Genomic DNA, 22868 nt, shown 5'->3' with positions numbered 1-22868 from the left:
TGGCCGCGTGAAGGCCTGTAACGCGCCCGCAGCGAACCGTGGTACTAAATAACATTTCTCCACCCATCGTACTTTCGGTAACATGGTAAAGTCAAATTTGATTCAATTTAACTGGACGATGGAGCAAGGAGACATGAAAGTTACAAACTATCAGGGCGCAACGATTGATCCTTATAGCAAGGGCTTGGGCATGGTTCCGGGCACCAGCATCCAACTCACGGATGCCACGCGCCTCGAGTGGAACCTGCTGAACGAAGACGTGAGCCTGCCGGCCGCCGTGCTGTACGCGGACCGCGTGGAACACAACCTCAAGTGGATGCAGGCATTCGTGGCGGAATACGGCGTCAAGCTCGCGCCGCACGGCAAGACGACCATGGCGCCGCAGCTGTTTCGCCGTCAGCTCGAAAACGGCGCGTGGGGCATCACGCTCGCCACCGCACATCAGGTGCGCGCGGCCTATCACGGCGGCGTGTCGCGTGTTCTCATGGCCAACCAGCTGGTCGGCCGTCACAACATGATGATGGTCGCAGAGTTGCTGAGCGATCCGGATTTCGAATTCTTCTGCCTCGTCGATTCAGTGGAAGGCGTCCAACAGTTGGGCGAGTTTTTCAAGTCGGTGAACAAGCAGTTGCAGGTGCTGCTCGAACTCGGCGTGCCGGGCGGCCGCACGGGCGTGCGCGACGTGGCGCAGCGCAATGCGGTGCTGGAGGCGATTGCACGCTATCCGGACACGCTGAAGCTCGCCGGCGTCGAGTTGTATGAAGGCGTACTCAAGGAAGAACACGAAGTGCGCGAGTTCCTGCAAAGCGCGGTCGCGGTTACGCGCGAACTCGTCGAGCAGGGCCGGTTTGCGCGTACGCCGGCCGTGTTGTCAGGCGCAGGTTCGGCCTGGTACGACGTGGTCGCGGAAGAATTCGTGAAGGCCTCGGAGACCGGCAAGGTCGAGGTCGTGCTGCGTCCAGGTTGTTATCTGACGCACGACGTCGGCATTTATCGCAAGGCGCAGACGGAAATCTTCGCGCGTAATCCGGTCGCGAAGAAAATGGGCGAAGGGCTGCTCCCGGCGCTGCAATTGTGGGCGTATGTGCAGTCGATTCCTGAGCCGGATCGCGCGATCATCGGTCTCGGCAAGCGCGATTCCGCATTCGATGCGGGCATGCCGGAACCGGCGCGCCACTATCGTCCGGGCAACGAAGCGCCACGCGATATCGCGGCGAGCGAAGGCTGGGAGATTTTCGGATTGATGGATCAGCACGCGTATCTGCGGATTCCGGCAGGCGCTGACCTGAAAGTGGGCGACATGATCGCGTTCGACATCTCGCACCCGTGTCTGACGTTCGACAAGTGGCGTCAGGTGCTGGTGGTCGATCCGGCGTATCGCGTGAAGGAAGTGATCGAAACGTTTTTCTGATTGGCTTCGCGAAGGGCGCTTTCTCGGGAAGCGAGGCGCGCCTTTCGTGGTGTTGCGGAACGCGTGATTTTTTTGCCTCGCTCCGCCGCACCTACCGGGTTCAGCCGCGTCCAGCAAATCAGGCCTGGCGCGGCGCTTCATCGCCCGCTGTCGGGCGGGTTTGCTCGGCAGCCTCGGCTGCGCCAGCGGCAGCCGCCACTTCGCCGATTCTCGCCTCAAGCATCTTCAACGCACCGGACAGCGCGTTCAGCGCTTCGTCCGGCAGCACGGCGATCGTGTCGTGCAGAAACGCGTTGCGACGCGGCAAGCTGGCTTCGGTCGCAGAATGTCCCGCCTCCGTCAACCGCACGTTGGTCACGCGGTTGTCGCGCGCATCCATGCTGCGAGCAATCCAGCCCAAACCTTCCAGCGTTTTCAACTGCCGTGTCAACGCGCCCGGATCGACGCGCAAGCGCTCCACCAGCCGCTTCTGCGACGACTCGCCGGCCTGCTCGTGCAGCGCGAGCAGAATGCGCCAGCGCGGCAACGGATGGCCGACATGCGCCTCGAAAGCCGACATGAACGCCCGATATGTGCGGCCGAATTGCTGCATGACGGCGACGCGGTCCTGTTCTTCCATGATCTATCAGTAAAACGGTAAGTCTAAAAAATCAGTCCGCGTGAATCACGGGCTCGAGCTTGCGCTGAAGTTTGATCGGCGGCACGCGGCGGCTTTGCCAGACCGATACCACCGCGATAATGGCCGCCATGGCGAGCCCCAAATGAATCGCCGACACGAGCGCTTCGCGCGCGCTCTCGAGCAGCATCGCGCCGTTATGGCCAGCGTGCGCCAACTGGTCGAGCAAAGTCGTTTGCGCGTCCCGATTGATGAGGATTTGCGGATCGCCGAGGTCCGCGAACCATTGCGACGCGTGATCGTTCTCCAACGTATTGCGCACACCGCTCGAGTACATATGGCTGACCAGTGTGCCGGTCAGCGCCGTGCCGATCATGCCGCCGATCATCCGCAGCGACTGCAACAGCGCCGTCGCGATACCAAGGTGTTCGCGGCCCGCCGTTTGCTGCGCGAAAATCGTCAGGTTCGGCATGACGAAACCGAGTCCCAATCCGCCGACGATCATGAACGACATCAGAAGCCATTGCGGCATGGCGCGTGTCGCAACGACCACGCCGAGGCACGCAAGTGCGAGCAGCGCAAAGCCGATATACAGCATCAGATTCGGGTTGCGCACCCGTGAGACGATGCGCCCGTTGGCAATACTGCCGATGGTGATGAACACGACCAGCGGCGTGATGACGAGACCCGCTTCCTTCGGCGACATGCCGAAGCCGCCTTGAAACAGCAACGGCGCGTAGAACAGCAGCGAGAACATCGAAAAGCCGCCCAACACGGCGAGCGTGAAGAGCGCGGCGAGACTACGGTTGCGGAACATGTCGACCGGCAGGATCGCCGTCGGGCAGCGCTTTTCCCACTGCCACAACGCGTAAGCCGACGCGACGCTCAGCGCGAGCAATGCGGCCGCGCTCAATGTCACGCCATGCTTCGGCAGCAACTCGACGAATAGTTGCAGCGAGCCGAGTGCCACGGCGATCAGCACGGCGCCAGGCCAGTCGAGCCGCATCTTGCCTTCGTGTTCGACATGACGCAGATGCGGCAGGAAGCGCCAGACAAAAAACAGCGAGAGGAGACCGACCGGCAGATTCACGTAGAAAACCGAGCGCCAGCCGTAATACTGCGTGAGGAACCCGCCGAGCGACGGCCCCACCGCATTCGCGATGCCGAACGCCGAACTCATCAGCACCTGCCAGCGCAGGCGCACGACCGAGTCGGGAAACAGATCAGGAATACAGGCGAACGCAGTGCCGACCAGCATGCCGCCGCCGATGCCTTGCAGGCCGCGCGCGAGCACGAGGAACAGCATGTTGTTGGCCGCGCCGCACAGCACGGAGGCGCCCGTGAACACAACGATCGACGCAATCACGAACGGCTTGCGCCCGTAGTAATCGCCGAGCCGGCCGAAAATCGGCACGGTAATCACCGAGGTCAGCAGATACGACGTGGCAACCCACGCATACAATTCGAAACCCTTGAGTTCGGCGACGATGGTGGGAAGCGCCGTGCCGACCACGGTCTGGTCGAGTGCGACCAGCATCGTGACGAAGGAGATGCCGAGCATCGCCAGAAGCGACTCACGGAACGGTAAAACTTGCCCACTCGAGTGGTGGGCCGCAGTATGGACAGCCATTTTTGATAGCGCAACAGTTGACACGTCAAACGATTGGGAATCATACCACGCTGCGACGCTCTAATCGGGACGGGCTGCTGGCTTTGCCGCACCGACAATCGACTGAAGAAAGGAAAATCACATGACGCCAGGGAGGCACATGGAGCCGAGTTCGCTCGCAATACAATCGTTATCGGACGACGACCTGAAGGCGCTGCGCCACGCAAAACACGAACTGGAGAGCCCCGCTCTGGCGATGAAGCTGGCGAGCATCGTCGGCGCGCCGCTGGAGAAACTGCTCGCGCGCATGCCCGCGTTCGCCAACGAAAAAGTCACCGACGCGACGGAACTGGCGCTACGCAAGTGCCTGTCGATCGCGCTGCGCACGCTGGGGACACGGGACGGCGCGACTGCGTTGGCGGTGCCCGACAAGCCGAGCAACTTGCTGCACAAGTTTGCCGTGGCGACCACCGGCGCGGCCGGCGGCGCATTCGGACTGTTCGCGCTGCCCGTCGAACTGCCCGTTACGACCACGCTGATGTTCCGCTCGATCTGCGACATCGCGCGCAGCGAGGGCGAGGATCTGACGGCGATCGACACGCAGCTGCAATGTCTGACGGTGCTCGGCATGGGCGGCACGTCAAAAGCCGACGACGACGCCGACTTCGGCTACTTCATCATGCGCGGCGCGCTCGCGCAGGCGGTGTCGAAAGCGTCATCCGAAATCGCCACCAAGGGCTTCACCGCGCACGGTTCCGCGGCCTTGTTGCGCCTGCTCAACACGATCGCCGCGCGCTTCTCCGTGCAGGTCAGCGAACAGATCGCCGCAAAGTCGATTCCGGCGATCGGCGCGGTGCTCGGCGCGATGGTCAATACGGTGTTCATCGACCACTTCCAGCAGGTCGCGCACGGTCATTTCACCGTGCGTCGGCTGGAACGGCAATACGGCCAGGCGACGGTCGAGGCCGCCTATCAGACGATCGACATCGCGCTCGACGGCTGAGCCGCGCGGTTCGTCACGCGCCGCACGAAGGCGGCGGCGCGGTCGAGCGCGCGATTTCCTTCGGGGATGAACGGCGCGAAGATCGGCCAGACGTGCGGCATCTTGTTCCACACTTCGAGTTCGCAGTCGACGCCCGCCGCGCGCGCGTTGTCGGCCACGCGTTGCGAGTCGTCGAGTAAGACTTCAGTGCTGCCTGCCATGATGAAGAGCTGCGGCAAGCCGTGCAGGTCCGCATAGACGGGAGACGCGTAGGGATGCGTGGGCGGCGTGTCGCCGAGATACAGCTTCCCCGCCCGGGCGATCGCGGAGCCGCTGAACATGGGATCGAGACCGTCGTTGGTGCGGATGCTGACGCCGGTCGCGGCGAGATCGGTCCAGGGCGAGAACAGCAGGCCGCCTGCCGGCGCGGGATCGCCCGCATCGCGTAGCGCCACCAGCGTGGCAAGCGCAAGACCGCCGCCCGCCGAATCGCCCGCGATGACGATCGACTCGGGCGCGATGCCGTCGGCGATCAACTGACGGTAGGCTGCGGTCGCGTCATCGAGCGCCGCCGGGAAGCGGTGCTCGGGCGCAAGACGGTAGTCGAGGGAAAAAACCGGTGCATCGGCACGCGCCGCCAGACCGAACACGATCGACCGATGGGTACGCGGTGAGCAGAAGTAATAGCCGCCGCCGTGGCAATACAGAACGGTCGGCCCGGCGTTCGTGGCTAGCGCACGGTCGGCGCGCTCGATCCACTCGCCGCGCAACGGCGAATCGTCCGCGCCGTACAGCTCCCGCAGACGCCAGCCAGCCGGCACCCGTGGCGACCAGACGCGCTTGGCGCTCAGCGCGCGCGCTCGTTCGACATTGATGCGTGGCTTGAGGGTTTCCGGTCGAAACTGCCTGCGCAGATACCAGCACGCGAGTGCGCTTTGCCAACTCATCGGGACACGCTCCTTCGATTGTGTCCTGTCATGTTACGTGCGTTCGCGGCTGCGCCGGTGGATGGCGGCTTCTAATCTTAAAAACGTCGGAGCCGCCGGATCAGGCTTTCCGCTCGCCTAGTTCGCCGGCAAAACCTGCCCGCGAATTTCACCCATCGGGTTCTGCGCGGTATGGACGTTGAAGTACCACTGGCCCGCCATCAGATCGGTCACCTGCTGTTCGGTCAGCGCCGCTGAGCCCTTGATCGGGCTGGCGAGCGCGCCCTTGTCGATCGGCACCTGAACCTTGGCATTCTGGCCCACCGGCGCGGGTCCGTGGAAATGCGCGGCGGTTGCCGGGCCGCTCAAGCCTTCATAGCTGACCGTCCATTGCAGGGATTTCGTCGACGTGTCGAAGGTGGCGTCCAGCATACCGTGCCCGTGGCTCACGCGAGGCGGCACCTCGCTCGAAGGCTCCAGATCCGCCTTCAGTGCCACCGTATCCGCGAAGGCGACACCCGACGCCAACGCCCACAACACCACTGCAAGATTCACTTTTCGAAGCGCAGTCATGGTCTTCTCCGGACTTGAAGCCCCGCCGCACCGACACTCGGCCGCGCGCGAAGCCACCACATACTAGTGCAAATCCGCCGAATCTGTTTGTGGTGGAGCGCGCGCGGCCGTTGCGTGGTTTTTTCGGTCACTTTCGCTCAGTGCACCTGCTTTCAGGTGCGCTGGAGCGCGTGGCGAGTTTGTAGGTGTCCGTAGTGATTCCCTGGGTGTTTCAGGCGCACCGACGTGCCTGAGATATCGCTCAGGGCGCGTCCCGGCGACGTTTTAATCGATTTACTCAAACAGTTAATTGCGAATTTTGTAATGAATGAACCGCAACATCCCGGTTATGCTTCTGCTTGCGAGAAGTGACTCCTTCATCGAGGGAAGTCTCCAAATCTTTAACGCGGCTTCGGCCGCGTTTTTTTTCGTCTGTTGGTCTGGTTGTCTGGTTGGCCAATCTGTCACGCTCTCGTCCGCAGAGGCGCGCTCGCTTCGACGCGCACACATGCGTGGAGCGTACTTATACGAGCAACGCGGCCTGCTGTTCGATTCCGTCCAGCATGGCATTGCACTTGTCGATTAACAGCATTCCGTCGTCGCGCACACGTTCCGGCGGTTTGATGGTGATTTCGCGGCGATAGTCTTCGAGTGCGGTGAGCAGCGGCGGATATTGCAGGACGCTCGCCGCCCCCGCCACGCGATGAAGCCATTCGCGCACCCTTTCCAGCTCGATATGCTCCGACTCCACGCGCTCGAGCAACGGCGACAACGACTGCACGTCCTCGCGCACGGACGACACGAACGAGTCGAGTAAAGCCTTGACCGTCGACTCGCTGCCCCACAGTTGTGTCATGTGCCCGAGGTCGACCGGCACGAACGATCCCGCGCCGCCACGCACATCCGGCACGGCAACCGCCGGCGTGCTGACGGCCTCCGAAGGCGCGGCTTGCCACGCGCTGTCAGTGCCGAACCAGCGGCTCAGATAATCACGCAGCGTGGCGAGCCGGGTCGGCTTCACGAGGCTATCGTCCATGCCGGCGTCGCGGCAAAGATTCAGGTCTTCGGGCGCGGTGTTCGCCGTGATACCCAGAATCGGCAGGCGATACGCGCCGTCCTGCTCACTTTCACGAATACGGCGAGTGAGTTCGTAACCAGATACGTTCGGCATGTGGCAATCCGTGATCAGACAGCCGTAACTCGTATGCTCCAAAGCCGCCAGCGCCTCGGCGCCGTCGTTCGCCACGTCGCAGGCAAAACCGAGCAACGCGAGCTGATGACGGATCAACTCCTGATTGACCGGATGATCTTCTGCGACGAGGATCAGCCGGCCGCTGGCAATGGCCCGCTCACGATCTGGGGGCGAAGCGCCGCTTTCCGGCGTACGCGGCATGCCTGCCGACCGCGGCGCCACGGACGGCAGGCCCGTCATCGCAGCGGCACACGCGGCGCCGAGGCCGCGCCACGAAATGGGATTGACGCTGACGCGCACGTTGTCGTCGAGAATGCGGTAGCCCGTCGGCTTGGGCTTCTCGGTCAGACTGATGACGCGCGTGCGCGGCCTGATGTCCGCCGGCAAGGCCACATTTTCGCTCACGAACAGTAGATCGATTTCGGCGAGTGCGGCGCGATCGCGCAGCTCCGGCGCGTCAGGCGGGACGCGGCGCAACTCGAGTCCGAGCGCCTCGCCAAAGTGCATCAGGGCCTGCGCGACGCGCGCCTCGCCGGTTGCCACGATTCCGCGTTTGCCGCGCAAGCCGTTGACCGAATAGCGCTGCGTCTCGATAGGCATGGCGAGCCGCACGGTCATGCGCGTGCCGCTACCCGGTTCGCTGCGCAACTTGAGCGAGCCGTTCATGAGGTCGATCAGCTTGCGACAGATCGTCAAGCCGAGGCCCGTGCCGCCGAAACGGCGTGTGGTGGACGATTCCGCCTGCACGAACGGCTCGAACAACTTGGCCTGCACCTCGGGCGCGATGCCGATCCCGGTGTCCTCTACGATCATTTCGAGCGTCTGAATGCCGTCGTCTTGCGCGACGACCGACACGCACACGTCGACCTCGCCCTGCGGCGTAAATTTGATCGCATTGCCTAGCAGGTTGAAGAGAATCTGTCGCAACCGGACGCTGTCGCCGCGCAGTGTGGCGGCGACGTCCGATCCGATATCCACGCGCACTTTCAGGCCCTTTTCATGGGCGCGGCCAGCCAGCAAGCCGACAGCGTTGTCCACCAGTTCGCGTATATCGATGGCTTCGGCCTCGATGGTCAGCCGCCCGGCTTCGATTTTCGAATAGTCAAGCAGGTCGTCGAGGATCTGTAGCAGCGCGCCCGCCGACTCGTGGATCATGCCCAGCATTTCGCCCTGGTCTGCATTGAGCGGCGTGCGCTCCAGCACTTCCACGAGACCGAGCACGCCATTCATCGGCGTGCGGATTTCATGGCTCATCATGGCAAAGAAGTCGTCTTTGGCGCGCGAGGCCGCTTCGGCAAGATCGCGCGCTCGCGCAAGCTCGTCGGAGCGTGCGTGCTCCATGCTGGCATCCACCCAGTAACCGCTCCACACAACGCTTCCGTCCGATTCGCGGCGCGGCACCAGCTCGGCTCGCGCCCATTTGACGTCCTCGTCGCCGGCGAAACGAAACTCCATGTTCACGGGCGTTTCGCAGTGCGCCGAGCGTTCGAGTTCAGCCAGCACGAACGCCCTATCCTCCTCGCACACGCGCTGGAAATCGACGTGATCGCTGCTGCTCTGCGAACCGTCTCGCACGCCCAGCAGATGACGCGTGTCACCGCCGATATACGGAAACGAATACGTGCCATCCGCGGTGCGGCGCAGTTGAAATACCACGGCCGGCAGTGAGCGCGTCACGTCGAAGAGGCGCCGCTCGGTCTCGCGCGCACGCATTTCGGCGCGCCGGATATCGGTGATATCGACCATCGTGCCGAGCACGCAAGCCGGTTGACCGTCACTGCGGCGACAGATACGGGTCCAGAAAAGGCCATGCCGCACATTGCCCGCGTCGCGCTCGAACTGCAACTCCACCTGCGCAGTCTCGCCGCCGCTCAGCATTTCGCGGGTCATCTCGTCCAGGATGCGACTGTTGGCCTCGCCCCACGTTTGCACCTCCAAGGTGGTCCGTCCGACGATCGCCTCGCGGCCCAATCCACAGGCTTGCTCATAGGCTTCGTTGACTGCGATATAGCGGCCATCGAGATCCTTGGCGACGAGCGGATAGGGCACCGTCTTCATCAAGGTTTCCTGGAAGTTCAGTTGCAGTTCCAGTTCCCGCTCCGTTGTCTTGCGCAACCTGACTTCGCGCTGCAGCAACAGATAGGCACGCAGGGTGATCAGCAGCACGACGCAGACGCCGATCAGCACCGGCAGCAGACGCACCGCGGTCACGCTCCACGTGCCGGACCCCGGTGCATTGCCGGTGACCCACTTCTGTCGGATGCGTTGCTTTTGCGCGGGCGGCATTGCGAGCAGCGCACGGTCGATCAACCCGGCGAGTGGGCTCAGGTCCGGACGTACGGCAAAGTCGAGCGCGTCGGAATCGCCAACCGTGCCGAGAATCTTGAGGACACCGCTGTACCGTTGCTTGAGCAGGATATCGGCGGCGGCCACGTTGCCCACCAGAACGTCCGCCTCGCCGGACTCAACCATCTTGAGGGCGTCGTCGAGACTGGGCGCAACTACCACGTGGTCCTGCGGAATTCGCTGGAATGGGAGCGTAACCGACCCGCCGACATGCGACGAAACGACGATGCGGCGTGACGCAAAATCGTTCAGCGAGCGAGCCGCCGGTTCGTCCTCTCGCCCGATGAGCACCAGCGGGTAGTGCTCGTACGCACTGGTGTGCCGCGCCTTCGAAAGGCGGGGATCGTGACTCGAAGCAGTGGCGAGGATCGCAAGTTCGCCGCGCTGAAATGCTTCGATCGCAGCGGGCCAGTCAGCCGTGTCGGCGCGATTGAACACGACGCCGAGCGTGCGACTCAGATACGTCAGATAGTCGGCGGCAATGCCCGCGGGCCGGCCAGAACCGTCGACGTAACTGAAAGGCGCCCAATTGTTATCGAAACCGACCTGCAACGGCGGCAGCGAACTAAGCCACGCCTGCTCTTGCGGCGTCAGCGCGAGACTCGGCACGGTGGGCAAAGGCTTCGCGTCGAAGTTGCCGGATAGCCAGCGCGCGCGGATAGCCGCATCGTCGGCCGGGTTCATCGACGCGAGCGCCTGATCAAGTTTGTCCCGCAATGCAGTCTGGTTCCGCGGCACCGCGAAGCGCAAATTGGCGGTTTTGGCGTTTTCCTCGAACGCCACTCGCAAGCCCCGAAACTCGTCGGTGGACAATGCATATTGCACGGCGGTAGTGAAGCCGAGATAAACGTCCGCGTCGCCCTGGATCACGGCGGCGAGTGCCTCGCGCGTCACGGAAAACGTGACGATCTGGGCGCGTGGGAAGCGCTCGCGTGTCACACGCTCGAGCGCAAAGCCTTTTTCTATTGCGATGCGCGCTCCCGCTAACTGGGCGGGGTTCGCATAACTGTTGCTGTCCCGGCGCACCACGACCGACGAGGAAGAACGGAAATAAGGCGCGGTAAAACTCAGGCACCGCTCGCGCTCAGGTGTGCGGGCAAGGCTCATCATCAAATCGACATGTCCGGCGCAGGCGGCCGCGAGCAATTGCGTCAGGTCCGGAAAGACCTTGGCTTCGATGACCACGTTCGGCCCGACAACGGCGCGCAGATAGTCGACGCTCATGCCGGTGAGTTGACCGTCTTGCATCGCGTCGAACGGCAGCCAACTGTTAGCGAGAACGCCGACGGTTAGTTTCGCGGGAAAGTTGGCGACAAGCTGAGCGTTCGAGCGATTGTCGAACGATTGGGCAACGGCTGTTGTTTGCGCGGCCACGACAAAGAGCCAGGCGAACAGACACAGCGAGAGGCGTTCAAGCAAACGCCTCATTGCAACGCCCGACACGGAATTAACGGCGGACACGATGATGGCACCGGCGACACTCAGGCGACTTCGCCGCGCCCGTCGGCGAGCGTAGCGGCAGCGTCGTCAGCCTTGCCGTGCAGAAACGAGAACAGCGCCCCGGCCATGACACCGCCCGACAGAGGCGCAGCCCAGAACAGCCAAAGCTGGTCCAGCGCCCAGTCGCCGACGAACAACGCCTGGGACGTGGAGCGCGCGGGATTGACCGAGCCGTTGGTAACCGGAATCGACACCAGATAGACCAGCACCAGGCAGACGCCGACGACCAGCGGCGCGATCGGCGCCATGTCTCGCCTGTGGGCGACCAACAGGCTCGCCGTGACAAAACCGAAGGCCAGCACGAACTCGATGGCCAGCGCCGAATGCATCTGATAGTCGGCGGGAGAATGGTCGCCGAAGCCGTTTGCCGCGAACTCGCTCACGCCCAGATCGAACCCGGGACGCCCGCCCGCCACGTAAAGCAGTAGCGCGGCGGCAACGATCGCACCGAGAATTTGCGACGCGATGTAGGGGAGCAGATCCCTGACCGGAAAACGTTGCGCGACCGTGAAACCTACGGTGACAGCGGGATTGAAATGACCGCCGGACACGGCGCCGAAGCAATAGGTGGCTGTAGCGAGGGCGAGGCCGAATGCCAATGCCACTTCCAGCACGCCGCACGCCTGCTGGATCACACCGACGTTCAATACGATGCTGCCGCAGCCGACGAACACCAGCCACGCCGTTCCGACACCCTCGACCAACAACCGCTTACCTAACGCATCCATGCCGCCTCCTGGTTCTGTCCGCCAGGCAGACGGCATTGCACGATTGCCGCCACAAATCTGCCTGTATTCTCACGGCCCGGGCATCGCTCAGCTTGACGAAACGACTGCTTTCATCAGGAGAGCACGGAATAAAGCCGTAGTGAATTCAGAACTATGAGACGGCAACCTCCCGCAACCAATCAGAACACTCCTAAATTCCTGGTTCTCCAAAATCATTTGCCGACGGCGAAATGCAATATGCCCACCAGATATCAGATCAGGTCAATCCGATCTGCCGCGCGTAGTCGATCAGGTCGGCTTCGGTTTCCAGCCCGAGCTTGCGCATGGCACTACGTTTTTGCGTACTGATGGTCTTGCCGCTGCGCTGCAGCCGCACCGCGATTTCATGGACGGCAAGACCTTGCACATAAAGCTGGAACACTTCCCACTCGCGTGCGCTCAGCATGCCGGCGCGCAGTTGCGGCGGCGCGTCGGCCGCGTCGATCGCGACCCGCGCGTGTTCCGACAGATAGATGTGCCCCGCAAAAGCGGCCTCGATCGCGTCGATCAATGCAGTGACAGTCTCGCGTTTATCGACGATTCCGCTCACGCCGATATGCAAGAGCCCGGACAGCATATGTGCGTGGCAGATCATGGTGAGGACCACGACGCATGGATGCGACTGGCCCCGCAGCAAGCGGCGCAGAAACGACACCGCGTTGCTGCCACCATGAATGCCCGGCATGCTGATATCGGAAACGACGACGTCGCACGAGCAGGCGTCTAGTAATTCCGCCAGTTCGTGCGTGTCGGCCGCTTCGCCGACACATTCGATGTTCGGCGCGGCTTGCAACACGCGCTTGACGCCGACGCGAACGCAGTCGTGATCGTCTGCGATGATGACGCGGATCTTCTGTCTCATTTTCTGTTGTCTTATCGACTGACATGCCCTGCACACGGTGTGCTTCCCCAGGCGATGCCAATGCATCTTCTATTCGCCGCGCGACGGCGCGGCACGTCACTGACTTATCAGCGGCTCATCACCGCTTCGGCATGGGTTCCTCAGGGATCACACCATACTCGACGGCAAAACGAAACAATTCCGCGTCGCTGCGCAGAGCCAGCTTGCGCATGGCAGTGCACTTCTGTGCGCTGATCGTTTTGACGCTGCGCTCCAAACGCGCGGCGATCTCCGTCACGCCGTACCCTGATGCATATTGAGTGAACACTTCGAGTTCGCGGCGCGAGAGAATCTTGCGCACATAATCTAGCCGTTGGGTCACCGTTGCGTCGGCGATCAATGCACGCACCGCGGGCCCGACATAACGCTCGCGCGCCAGCGCGGTGATGACGGCCACGTGAATCAGGTCGATCCGATCGCGCTTGCTCATTAGTCCCTCGACGCCGAGTGAAATCACCTTTTGAAGTTCGGTCGCCTCGGTTTCCATGGTAAGTACGACGAGCGCGATGTCCGGGTACCGTGTCTTGAACTGCCTGACGACTTCCAGTCCGTCGCCATCCGAGCCGCCCGGCATGTAGAGATCCATGAGCACCAGGTCGCATGAACAGCGATCGATTTCCGCGAAGAGTTCGGTGGCGTCGGCTGCACGGCCGACGATCTCCATATTCGGGTAGCCGTTCATCAGGTTTTCGATCGCCAGCAGCACCAATGGATGATCGTCCGCGATGATCGCGCGAACGGGTGTGCTTACCTCAGCGGTGTCGCGCATCTTCTATTTCTCCTCCGTCCTAAATTGACTGCTGCCTCTCTACGAACAAGACGGCTCTTCTCGCGATCATTAAATACTTCTTCGAGAATAACCATAAGATCGCTCCGAAACAACCTCGGTTAATTCGAAAAATAAATTACTTAGATATGCGATTAAAAATTAAGAATTCCATAGGCGCGCACGTAAGAGAAAAGACCGGGATCATTGGTGACTCCCAGTTTTGCCATGGCCTCGCGCTTTTGCCGCGTGACCGTGCGCCGATCACAGCCGAGCGCGGTCGCAATCTCAGAGATCGACTGGCCGCTTACCAGCAGCCTGACGACTTCGAGCTGTTTGCCCGTTAAACGCGGCGTTGGCGGTGGTTCATATTCGGGATCGTGTGGACGGGCTAGCGCTTCGATGATGGAACGGCCGAGGTACGCGTGACCATCTCGAGCCACCATGATCGCCTGCCGGAGCTCGTCCATCGACTCAGCTTTGCCGACCATGCTGACGGCGCCGTCCGACACGATGGCGCGAAGAATCGCGGGGTTTGTCAGAGTTGTCATCACCACGACGCGCAAGTGCGGCCAGCCACAGCGGATTCGTCGCACGAGATTGAAGCCGTCGTTCACGGCGAACGAAAGATCCGGCATCGAGAGATCGGTGACGAGCAAATCGCAGGGCGTGCTCCGCAGGCGTTCGATCAGCGAAACAGGATTCGTCGCCTGATCGACGACGGTGACGCCGGCCTCCATTTCCAAGGCGGCACGGACGCCAAGGAGAACGAATGGATGATCGTCCGCCAGGATAATTCGAATATTCACCAGGATTTTCTCTCGTTTGTTGTAGGAGTGAATGCGCATACGCAGAAAAATCCGAACGACTCTACGTCTGCCTTAACGGCCGGCTTGGCAACGCACAGCGCGCCAAGGCAGCCATAAAATCACCGCCGAAACATTACGAAAATCGGAGCGCTCCGAATCCTGCACAGAAACTAATAGCCCATCGCGGATCTATCAGAAGAAGAAAAGCTAAATACGCGAAATGAATAATTCGTCTTTTGAGCCGCGTATTTTCGGCGGAACTTGGCGACTCGATCATTCGCCGCGGAATTCCGATGCCCCGTCTCACCCAAACTGCTTGAGGAACCCGCCGCGCCCGCCCTTCGCATGGCCAACAACCGGTGCTACGGCTCGTCAGGTTGCGTCGCAAGCGCGCGCCGTCCTCACTTTGGTTTCTCGCGCCGCGCGCGGGAACACCGGCAACGCGATCAGCGCGCATACACTGGTCACGGCCCATACCATCGGCCACGAACCTATCGACAACAGCGGCGGAATCGCTAGCGGCGTCAGGAACAGCGCAAGGAACACACAGGTGTTGCCGATCGCGAGCGCGGTGCCCGCACGGCTCGTCCCTGCTAGCGTGGCAAGTTCCGTGAACGCCACGCCGTGCCATGCCGACGCGCTCACGCCGCCCAGCACGACCATCACTGCGAACACGACCGTCATCGCTGTGTGATGCATGTGGGCGAGACCCGTCAGCAGCGCGAGCGAAGCGAACAGCACCGCCGTCAGCAGACTACAGGCGCGCATGTAGCGGCGCCGGTTGCCGCGCCGGTCGGTCCAGCCGCCGCTCCAGACCCGCGCGATCGCGGCCCCCGTTTGCACCGCGGCCATCGTCACGCTGATCGCCAGCACGCCGGCGCGGCTGAAATCGTGGAGAAACACGGTGCCGAACGTCACCACGGCGAGTTGCGGCACGCACAACGCGCCGGCGCCGAGCGCCACGCGCCAGATGCCGATGTCGCGCAACGGCGAGACCCTGGCGGGCACACCGCTCGCCGCGGCCGTGTCGCGGACTTCACGGGCACCATCCGCTCCGGTATGAGAAGGTTCGTGCAACCAGCGCCACGCAAACCCCGCCGTGATCGCGCAGGCGAGCGCCAGCACGCCATAGGCGCTCGCGAAACCGAAGCGCGACGCGAGCACCGGCAGCAGCAATGCGCCGAGGCCGCCGCCCGCTGGCACTGCGGTCTGGCGAATACTCATGGCCAGACCGCGCTCGCCCTCGCGAAACCACGCCATCACCGCGCGGCCGCTCGAACCGTTGACGCTGCCGCCGAGCAGTCCGACCAGCAACAGGCCGAGCGCAAGCGCCATCACACCTGGCACGTGCGCACCGGACGGCACGACGAACAGCGCCAGGCCGGCCAGTGCGGCCGCGGTCGAAAGCAGTCCGAGCAGCAGGACGCGCCGGTCGCCCCAGCGGTCGGTCAAGAGCCCCCACGGCAATTCGCTGACCGCGATGCCGAGGCCGAGCATGCCGAGCACGAGGCCCAGCCCCTCATTGCCGAGGTGATACCCCGAGCGCAAGAAAACCGCTGTCGTCGGAATCCCCGAGAAGGCGGCCGAAAAGCTCGCGTTCGCGGCGAAGCCGACACCCAGCACTTTCCACCGATGACTTGCCGTTCGCCCGCCGGATAACCCTAAGCCCGCAATTGTTTCGCTTCCCATGACACCCTCCGCAAAGAATCTGGGGGTATCCTACGGCTGAGCTTTCCATCGGAAAAGCCGGAAATTCAGATGACTTCCATCGGATATGCCGAATCATGAGCCAACGTGGATTTGACCTGACGCAGTTGCGGACCTTCGTCGCCGTCGCCGAATCGGGCAGCGTTTCGGCCGGCGCGGAGCGGGTATTCCTGTCGCAGTCCTCCGTGAGCGAGCAGCTGAAGAAACTCGAGGAGCGCGCCGGCCAGCCGCTGTTCGTGCGCAGCAAGCAGGGCGTGAGCGCCACGCCGGCCGGCAGCCGGCTGCTCGACCACGCGCGGCGCATCATCGCCATGAGCGAAGCTGCGTTCGAAGACCTGCAAGGGCGCTCGCTCGACGGCGAATTGCGTATCGCCATCACGGACTACTACCGTCCGCACGACATCGCGCGCATTCTCAAGACGTTCTCGGAACAACACCCGCGCCTGAAGCTGCACGTCACCGTGCAGCCGAGCGCGGTGATCGACAGCAATGCGGGCGACGATGCGTCGTTCGACATCGGGCTCTCACTGCGGCTCATGGCGGACAACACGCGCGCCGCGGGCCGGCGCGCCGGCGCGCAAAGCACGGTTGTGCGGCGCGAGAAACTGCTGTGGGTCAGCGCGGCCGATTCGGGTCCGCGGCCGTCCACGCCCTATTCACTCGTATTGCTGCCGTCGAGCTGCCAGTTGCAGCGCTTCGTCGTGAAGCTGCTGGACGAGCACAAGGTGCCGTATGTGGTATCGCACTCCGCATCGGGCGTGGCCGGTTTGCAACTCGCGCTGAAGGCGGGGCTCGGCATTTCCTGCCTGAACGAATCGTCGATTGGCGGCGGCGTAGTGGCCTGTCCGGCGAGCGTGGGCTTGCCCGCATTGCCCGCCGTCGAGTTTCATCTGTTGCCTGGGCGAATCGGCGAAACCGAACTCGTCAGCAATGCTCGCATGGCCTTGAAGGCACTTTTCAGTTGACTCATGGATGATGGGCTCACACCGTCTCGCAGACGCTCGTGGCTCATCATCAAACAATCACATTCGCACGATAACGTCGGCGGACGAGGCGACCCGCGCGGGAAATGTTGAAAGCCCTCTAATCGACGCCTATCATGATCAGGTATCCCGTCGAACGAGCTTGTGTTTGCTATTGACGCTTCGACTAAATTCCTGCAACCTCATACACGCTGCTGAACGTTTCAAGCGTTATTCCCGCAGCCCGAAAGCCGCCACCCACCGGCGCATTCAGGCAGATCGTTGTTTATATAAAGCAATCGCATCGCCGTAGCGAATCATCACTCGCCGTCCAGAACAAGTCCGTTTCGATTTGCTGTTCTTGCAGTCGCTATACAAGAAAAATATCGGCAGAGTGGACATAGATCATCTGTCGGCTTCGCATGCGAATCCACGTGCGAATGCGCGAGAGATAATCGAGAACAAAGAACGTTCCCCAATCGAGGCCTGGCGTGCATCGTCGAACTATCGGATCGTCGGTTCTGTTTGCGCTTTACGTCATGTGGAGCGGCGTGGCATTCGCCGCCGACGCGTCCGGCGCCATGCCATCGGCCATGGACGAGCGTGTGCGCGCCTGCACCTCGTGTCATGGCGTGCAGGGCCAAGGCCTGAACAACGATTACTTTCCGCGCATTGCCGGCAAACCGGCCGACTATCTGTTCAATCAGTTGACCGCGTTCCGCGACGGCGGCCGCACCTATCCGCCAATGGGCTATCTGCTCGCGTTCCTGCCCGACGACTACCTTCGCAAGATCAGCCAGTATTTCGCCGATCTGCAACCGCCCTACCCCAATGCCGATCAAAGCAACGTTGCGCCTGCCGTGCTCGCCGCCGGACGGCGCCTCGTCACGCAGGGCGATCCGGCCCGCAAGATACCGGCATGCATTGCATGCCATGGCGCGCGCATGACCGGCACGCAACCTGGCATTCCCGGCCTGCTCGGTCTGCACGCGAGTTATATCGCCGGACAGATGGGCACCTGGCGCTCGGGCACGCGGCACGCGTTGGCGCCGGACTGCATGCATTCGATCGCGGTCAAGCTGACCGACAAAGACATCACCGCGGTATCGAGCTGGCTTGCGCGTCAGCCGCGTCCGGCCGATCCGCGGCCCGCACCGGCGTCCGCGGAACGGCTGCCTCTCGCCTGCGGGAGCCAACCGCAATGAAGCCGACCTTCCGCTCTCCGGGCACTTTTCGCGCCGCTTTGATTGCCGTGATGAAGCGCCTTGGCGCGCCCGCATCGCTCGTATCCGGTCTGCTGGTTGGCGGCCTGATCGTGGCCGGCAGCGCCGCGCTTCTGCGTGCGTCGCCTACACCGCTGCTGATCGCCGAAGCACGCGCCGCCGAAACCGCCACGACATCCGCGCCGGGCGCCGACACGCGCCCCGACATCGTCAAACGCGGCGAGTATCTTGCGCGCGCCGGCGACTGCGTCGCCTGTCACACGGCGCCGCGCGGCAAACTGTTCGCCGGCGGCCTGGCGATGGAAACGCCGTTCGGCACGCTGTACTCGCCGAACATCACGCCGGACGCCCAGTTCGGCATCGGCACGTGGAGTCAGGACGCCTTCTTCAAGATGATGCGCACCGGCCGCACGCCGGACGGCACGCTGATCTACCCGGCCATGCCGATCGCGCAATACACCAAGGTCACGCGTGAAGACTCGGACGCGATCTTCGCGTTTCTGAAGACGGTCACCCCGGTCCGCGAGCCGAACCGCAAGCACACGCTTCGCTTCCCGTTCAACCAGCGCAAGCTGCTCTATGGCTGGCGTACGCTGTATTTCCGCGAGGGCGAGTTCCAGCCCGATCCGACCAGATCCGTCGAATGGAACCGCGGCGCGTATCTGGTCGAAGGGCTCGGGCACTGCACGATGTGCCACACCAAGATCAACATGCTCGGCGGATCGTCGCAAAGCGAGCAGTTCGCGGGTGGACTGATTCCGGTGCAGAACTGGTACGCGCCGTCGCTGACCTCGGACAAGGACGGCGGCCTCGGCGACTGGAGCATCAAGGACATCGTCGATCTGCTGCAAGCGGGCATTTCCGATCGCGGCGCCGTGTACGGGCCAATGGCCGAAGTCACGTACCACAGCCTTCAGTACATGACGGAAGAAGACGTCAAGGCGATGGCCGTTTATCTGAAGACCTTGCCGGACAAGAGCGGCCGCAAGTCCGGGCCGTCGGCGCCTACCAATACCAACGTGTTCGCGCTCGGCGAAAAGATCTATGCCGACAAATGCGCGCTCTGCCACGGCGCGAAAGGCGAAGGGAAGTTGCAGCATTACCCGCCGCTCGCCGGCAACCAGTCGATCGAAATGGACTCCGCGGTCAATCCGATCCGCATTGTGCTGAACGGTGGATTCCCGCCGGGCACCATGCGCAATCCGGAACCGTACGGCATGCCGCCTTTCGGGCAGGAACTGAACGACACCGACGCCGCCGCCGTGGTCACCTATATCCGCACTGCGTGGGGCAATCACGGCCAGCCCGTGACGTCCCGCCAGGTCAACGAGTTGCGCAACGCCCCGCTGCATTGATGCGCTGCATTGGAGAACCTTTAGATGGAAGCGAACGATACCCGCAGCGCGCCGCCGACCGATAACGAAGTGGAACGCGTCGTCGCGGCCGGCCCGCATGGCGCGATCGCCGTGGCCGGTGTCGCCACGCTGATCGTCATGGCGATCTGGTTCGGCTTCTACTTCGTCGTGTTTCTGCCGCGCGGCGTCGTTCACTGATCATGTCGACCGATTCCAATCATCAACCGGGCGGCGGCCACGCGGTAGCCTTACGCGCCGAACGACGCTGGGCGATTTTCGCTGTCGCGCTGATCGTGCTGATGCTAGCGGTCATCGTGTTCTCCGGGCTGCATTGGGCGATGATGCCGCCCTCGCGTGTCGAAACGATCGATCCATCGCGCCTGCAACTGTCCGGCGAATTCGTCGAAGACAATCTCGGCAGCGCGGTCGAGCCGGACGGCTCGGTGGTCGTGCGCTTTATCGCGCAGCAGTATTCGTTCACGCCGCAATGCCTGCTGGTGCCCGCCGACACGCCGGTCACGATCCGCACCACCAGCGCCGACGTCGTGCACGGCCTGCTCGTCACCGACACCAACATCAACACGATGGTCGTGCCCGGCTACGTCGCCACGCTCAACACGCGTTTCGACGCGCCCGCAGATCACACCATGCCGTGCCACGAGTTCTGCGGCTTCGGCCATCAGACCATGTGGGCACATGTGAAAGTCATCGACAAAGCCACCTTCTTCGAGCAGGCCCGACAATCACGGAGGCTGAGCTGTGTTTCACGCTAAGCGACTCGTTCTCGCGCATTTCTGGCTCGCCTTCATTGCGTTTCTGATCGCGCTGCTGCTCGGCGCCTGGCAGATGCTGGTGCGCAGCCCGCTCATGCCGTGGGTCGGCGACCCCGAGCTCTACTATCGCTCGGTGACCGCGCACGGCACCGTCATGGCGTACGTCATGCCCACACTCGTGTCGATGGGCTTCGGCTACGCGATCGTCGAACTCGCGCTCGCGCAGCGTCTCGTCGGTCTCAAATGGGCGTGGGCCGCGTTCATCATGCTGGCGGTCGGCGCGGTGATGGCGTCGGTGCCCGTGGCGCTTGGCCGGGCCTCGGTGCTCTACACCTTCTATCCGCCGATGATCGGCAGCCCGTTCTATTACCTCGGCGTGGTGCTGGTAGTGGTCGGCTCGTGGATCTGGGTCGCGCTGATGCATGTGAATCTGCGCATCTGGAAACGCGCCAATCCCGGCAAGCCGGTGCCGCTCGCCATGTTCGCCAACGTGGCGGGCGCGTATCTGTGGGCATGGACCGCCGTCGGCGCGGCGCTGGAGATCCTGTTCCAGATCCTGCCGGTCGCATTCGGCCTGACGAACACGATCGACGCCGGCCTCTCGCGCATCCTGTTCTCGTGGACGCTGCACGCGATCGTCTACTTCTGGTTGATTCCCGCTTATATCGCCTACTACACGCTGGTGCCGCGCGCGATCGGCGGACGGCTCTACAGCGATTCGATGGCGCGCGTGTCGTTCATCCTGTTCCTCGTCTTCGCCATGCCGATCGGCATCCACCATCTGTTCGCCGATCCGCAGGTCGGCTCCGGCTTCAAATTCCTGCATGCCGTGTTCACCGGCATGGTGTCGGTGCCGACACTGCTGACGGTGTTCACGATTTGCGCGTCGGTCGAAATCGCCGGCAGATTGCGCGGCGGCAAGGGCGCATTCGGCTGGCTGACCGCCTTGCCCTGGCAGAACCCCATGATGCTCGTGATCGCGTTTTCATTCGTGATGCTCGGTCTCGGCGGCGCGGGCGGGTTGATCAACATGAGCTATCAGTTGAACTCGACCGTGCACAACACGCAGTGGGTGACCGGGCACTTTCATCTGATTTTCGGCGGCGCGATCGTCATCATGTACTTCGCGATTGCCTATGAACTGTGGCCGCAACTGACCGGCCGCGCGATCGTGTCGGTGAAGCTGGTGCGCACGCAGCTGTGGCTGTGGTTCATCGGCATGATGGTGGTGACGCTGCCGTGGCATTACGTCGGCCTGCTCGGCGCGCCGCGCCGCATGGCCTACTACGATTACAACGCTCTCGGCTTGCAGTCCCAGGCGTTCTGGGTCGGCATGTCGGCGGTGGGCGGATTGATTCTCTTGGCGTCCGGCGTGCTGTTCGTCTACATCCTCGTGAAGTCGCAATTCGGTCCACTGGTTCAGCAGCAGGTCTTCCGCTTTGCGAGCGCGGCGCAACCGGTGGACCGCGTACCGGCCGCGCTCAATAGCTTCGGCTTGTGGGTGGCGTTGATGATCGGACTCACAGTCGTCAACTACAGCGTGCCGATCGTGCAGTTGCTCAGATTGCCGCAGACCTCCGTGCCGGCAGTCGTCGTCGGAGCGCAGCGATGAATCAGGAACGCGTCTTCAGCTTGCGCAACCCATGGTTCACCGTGAGCGTGGGCGGCACGATTGCGATTGCTGTCGTGGGAATACTGATCGGCTTCATCTGGCTGCCATCGGCAAGCCAGTCGTTCGGCGATCGCGGCTTGTGGGCGACGATCTGCAGCGCCGCGGGTGCGCCGTCGAGCTGGTATGGCGGCAGCAATCTCGCCGGCCCGGCGCCTAGCGACGTCGTGGTCCTACCGCCGTTGCGGCGCGTGCGGGCCGACGCGAATTCGATCGGCCGTGGCGCGACGATCGCGACGCAGAATTGCTCGATGTGCCACGGCGTACTCGGCACGGTGCAGGTGACCGCGCCGGCGTTGGCCGGCCAATATGCCGATGTGGTCTACAAAGAATTGCGCGACTACCAGAACGGCGTGCGCCAGAACGCGATCATGCAACCGATCATCGCCGCGCGCAGCGATCAGGATCTGCACGATCTGGCGGCTTACTACGCGTCGCTGCCGAGAGCGCCCGCGGCGGAAACCCTGCCCACTGGCGTGGGACCGGATGCGAACGCGGTGAAACTCGCCATGCAGGGCGATCCGCAGCGCAATATCGCGCCTTGCGCCGCGTGTCACGGACAACTTGATCGCAAGGGCGCGGCGCCGTGGCTCGGTGGGCAGTCGTCGATTTATCTCGCCGCGCAGATGCGCGCCTTTGCTTCCGGCGCGCGGCGCAACGATATCAATGAACAGATGCGTAACGTGGCGCGCCAAATGACGCCCGCGGAGATCGACAGCGTGGCGAAATATTATGCGGCCACGCAGTAACGGTCGATTGTGCGCGCGACGTGGTTTGTCGCGAAGACTCCGTGCGCCGTCGC

19 protein-coding genes are annotated in these 22868 nt (G+C 62.8%); 9 read left to right on the top strand and 10 right to left on the bottom strand.

The genetic code is table 11. The features are described 5' to 3' along the window. Positions 1–133: 133 nt before the first annotated feature. Positions 134–1411 carry an amino acid deaminase gene (locus B0G81_RS27665; protein WP_134139588.1) on the top strand — a complete coding sequence of 426 codons (1278 nt, stop codon included), beginning with the start codon at positions 134–136 and terminating at the stop codon, positions 1409–1411. A gap of 118 nt (positions 1412–1529) precedes the next feature. Here B0G81_RS27665 and B0G81_RS27660 read toward each other — a convergent pair whose 3' ends face one another. Together B0G81_RS27660 and B0G81_RS27655 are read right to left on the bottom strand one after the other, a co-directional pair. Continuing rightward, on the bottom strand, positions 1530–2030 hold the full coding sequence (locus B0G81_RS27660) for a MarR family winged helix-turn-helix transcriptional regulator (RefSeq protein WP_134139583.1): 501 nt from the start codon (positions 2028–2030) through the stop codon (positions 1530–1532). 31 nt (positions 2031–2061) lie between these two features. Continuing rightward, entirely contained in the window at positions 2062–3657 is a 1596-nt protein-coding gene (locus tag B0G81_RS27655; RefSeq protein WP_134139578.1) for an MDR family MFS transporter, read from the bottom strand. A gap of 139 nt (positions 3658–3796) precedes the next feature. Here B0G81_RS27655 and B0G81_RS27650 point away from each other — a divergent pair, with 139 nt between their 5' ends. Beyond that, positions 3797–4639 carry an EcsC family protein gene (locus B0G81_RS27650; RefSeq protein WP_134143222.1) on the top strand — a complete coding sequence of 281 codons (843 nt, stop codon included), beginning with the start codon at positions 3797–3799 and terminating at the stop codon, positions 4637–4639. Here B0G81_RS27650 and B0G81_RS27645 read toward each other — a convergent pair. The 8 genes from B0G81_RS27645 to B0G81_RS27610 form a co-directional block, all read right to left on the bottom strand. Beyond that, positions 4609–5565 (bottom strand): alpha/beta hydrolase, encoded by a 957-nt coding sequence (locus B0G81_RS27645; protein WP_134139573.1) that lies wholly within the window; start codon positions 5563–5565, stop codon positions 4609–4611. The genes B0G81_RS27650 and B0G81_RS27645 overlap by 31 nt on opposite strands. Before the next feature lie 117 nt (positions 5566–5682). Next, positions 5683–6117, bottom strand: a complete 435-nt coding sequence (locus B0G81_RS27640) for a CHRD domain-containing protein (protein ID WP_106282045.1) — start codon at positions 6115–6117, stop codon at positions 5683–5685. A gap of 502 nt (positions 6118–6619) precedes the next feature. Further along, the gene (locus B0G81_RS27635) at positions 6620–11062 is read right to left on the bottom strand and encodes a transporter substrate-binding domain-containing protein (protein ID WP_243856597.1); all 4443 of its coding nucleotides are present in this window, start codon (positions 11060–11062) and stop codon (positions 6620–6622) included. 53 nt (positions 11063–11115) lie between these two features. After that, entirely contained in the window at positions 11116–11862 is a 747-nt protein-coding gene (gene aqpZ, locus B0G81_RS27630; protein ID WP_134139564.1) for an aquaporin Z, read from the bottom strand. Positions 11863–12118: 256 nt separating this feature from the next. Continuing rightward, positions 12119–12763, bottom strand: coding sequence for a response regulator transcription factor (locus tag B0G81_RS27625; protein ID WP_106282050.1), 645 nt, complete (start codon positions 12761–12763; stop codon positions 12119–12121). A gap of 118 nt (positions 12764–12881) precedes the next feature. Then, a complete protein-coding gene (locus tag B0G81_RS27620; protein ID WP_106282052.1) occupies positions 12882–13571 on the bottom strand; it encodes a response regulator transcription factor in 690 nt (229 codons plus the stop codon). Positions 13572–13723: 152 nt separating this feature from the next. Further along, entirely contained in the window at positions 13724–14416 is a 693-nt protein-coding gene (locus B0G81_RS27615; RefSeq protein WP_166679066.1) for a response regulator transcription factor, read from the bottom strand. A 333-nt stretch (positions 14417–14749) separates the two neighbouring features. Continuing rightward, entirely contained in the window at positions 14750–16066 is a 1317-nt protein-coding gene (locus B0G81_RS27610) for an MFS transporter (RefSeq protein WP_134139562.1), read from the bottom strand. 95 nt (positions 16067–16161) lie between these two features. Here B0G81_RS27610 and B0G81_RS27605 point away from each other — a divergent pair, with 95 nt between their 5' ends. From B0G81_RS27605 to B0G81_RS27580, 7 genes are all read left to right on the top strand, one after another. Continuing rightward, positions 16162–17049, top strand: a complete 888-nt coding sequence (locus B0G81_RS27605) for a LysR family transcriptional regulator (protein WP_134139559.1) — start codon at positions 16162–16164, stop codon at positions 17047–17049. A gap of 488 nt (positions 17050–17537) precedes the next feature. Continuing rightward, positions 17538–18251: a c-type cytochrome gene (locus B0G81_RS27600; protein WP_106282060.1), complete on the top strand. Its 714-nt coding sequence runs from the start codon at positions 17538–17540 to the stop codon at positions 18249–18251. Next, a complete protein-coding gene (locus tag B0G81_RS27595) occupies positions 18248–19624 on the top strand; it encodes a cytochrome c (protein WP_208328560.1) in 1377 nt (458 codons plus the stop codon). The genes B0G81_RS27600 and B0G81_RS27595 overlap by 4 nt, the downstream gene beginning before the upstream one ends. A gap of 24 nt (positions 19625–19648) precedes the next feature. Then, the gene (locus tag B0G81_RS43815) at positions 19649–19822 is read left to right on the top strand and encodes a hypothetical protein (RefSeq protein WP_166679065.1); all 174 of its coding nucleotides are present in this window, start codon (positions 19649–19651) and stop codon (positions 19820–19822) included. A 2-nt stretch (positions 19823–19824) separates the two neighbouring features. Further along, the gene (locus B0G81_RS27590) at positions 19825–20397 is read left to right on the top strand and encodes a cytochrome C oxidase subunit II (protein ID WP_134139556.1); all 573 of its coding nucleotides are present in this window, start codon (positions 19825–19827) and stop codon (positions 20395–20397) included. After that, on the top strand, positions 20384–22009 hold the full coding sequence (locus B0G81_RS27585; RefSeq protein WP_134139554.1) for a b(o/a)3-type cytochrome-c oxidase subunit 1: 1626 nt from the start codon (positions 20384–20386) through the stop codon (positions 22007–22009). The genes B0G81_RS27590 and B0G81_RS27585 overlap by 14 nt, the downstream gene beginning before the upstream one ends. Further along, a complete protein-coding gene (locus B0G81_RS27580) occupies positions 22006–22815 on the top strand; it encodes a c-type cytochrome (protein ID WP_134139552.1) in 810 nt (269 codons plus the stop codon). The genes B0G81_RS27585 and B0G81_RS27580 overlap by 4 nt, the downstream gene beginning before the upstream one ends. The last annotated feature ends 53 nt before the right edge of the window (positions 22816–22868 follow it).

The sequence above is a fragment of the Paraburkholderia sp. BL6665CI2N2 genome (assembly GCF_004366535.1).
Taxonomy (GTDB): domain Bacteria; phylum Pseudomonadota; class Gammaproteobacteria; order Burkholderiales; family Burkholderiaceae; genus Paraburkholderia.
This window is presented reverse-complemented; position numbering and strand designations above follow the sequence as displayed.

Coding starts and splice junctions, on each gene's coding strand:
- B0G81_RS27625 (WP_106282050.1), bottom strand. CDS start 12,763: ATGAGACAGAAGATCCGCGTCATCATCGCAGACGATCACGACTGCGTT.
- B0G81_RS27620 (WP_106282052.1), bottom strand. CDS start 13,571: ATGCGCGACACCGCTGAGGTAAGCACACCCGTTCGCGCGATCATCGCG.
- B0G81_RS27595 (WP_208328560.1), top strand. CDS start 18,248: ATGAAGCCGACCTTCCGCTCTCCGGGCACTTTTCGCGCCGCTTTGATT.
- B0G81_RS27580 (WP_134139552.1), top strand. CDS start 22,006: ATGAATCAGGAACGCGTCTTCAGCTTGCGCAACCCATGGTTCACCGTG.
- B0G81_RS27655 (WP_134139578.1), bottom strand. CDS start 3,657: ATGGCTGTCCATACTGCGGCCCACCACTCGAGTGGGCAAGTTTTACCG.
- B0G81_RS27610 (WP_134139562.1), bottom strand. CDS start 16,066: ATGGGAAGCGAAACAATTGCGGGCTTAGGGTTATCCGGCGGGCGAACG.
- B0G81_RS27645 (WP_134139573.1), bottom strand. CDS start 5,565: ATGAGTTGGCAAAGCGCACTCGCGTGCTGGTATCTGCGCAGGCAGTTT.
- B0G81_RS27665 (WP_134139588.1), top strand. CDS start 134: ATGAAAGTTACAAACTATCAGGGCGCAACGATTGATCCTTATAGCAAG.
- B0G81_RS43815 (WP_166679065.1), top strand. CDS start 19,649: ATGGAAGCGAACGATACCCGCAGCGCGCCGCCGACCGATAACGAAGTG.
- aqpZ (WP_134139564.1), bottom strand. CDS start 11,862: ATGGATGCGTTAGGTAAGCGGTTGTTGGTCGAGGGTGTCGGAACGGCG.
- B0G81_RS27650 (WP_134143222.1), top strand. CDS start 3,797: ATGGAGCCGAGTTCGCTCGCAATACAATCGTTATCGGACGACGACCTG.
- B0G81_RS27590 (WP_134139556.1), top strand. CDS start 19,825: ATGTCGACCGATTCCAATCATCAACCGGGCGGCGGCCACGCGGTAGCC.
- B0G81_RS27660 (WP_134139583.1), bottom strand. CDS start 2,030: ATGGAAGAACAGGACCGCGTCGCCGTCATGCAGCAATTCGGCCGCACA.
- B0G81_RS27635 (WP_243856597.1), bottom strand. CDS start 11,062: ATGAGGCGTTTGCTTGAACGCCTCTCGCTGTGTCTGTTCGCCTGGCTC.
- B0G81_RS27640 (WP_106282045.1), bottom strand. CDS start 6,117: ATGACTGCGCTTCGAAAAGTGAATCTTGCAGTGGTGTTGTGGGCGTTG.
- B0G81_RS27615 (WP_166679066.1), bottom strand. CDS start 14,416: ATGCGCATTCACTCCTACAACAAACGAGAGAAAATCCTGGTGAATATT.
- B0G81_RS27605 (WP_134139559.1), top strand. CDS start 16,162: ATGAGCCAACGTGGATTTGACCTGACGCAGTTGCGGACCTTCGTCGCC.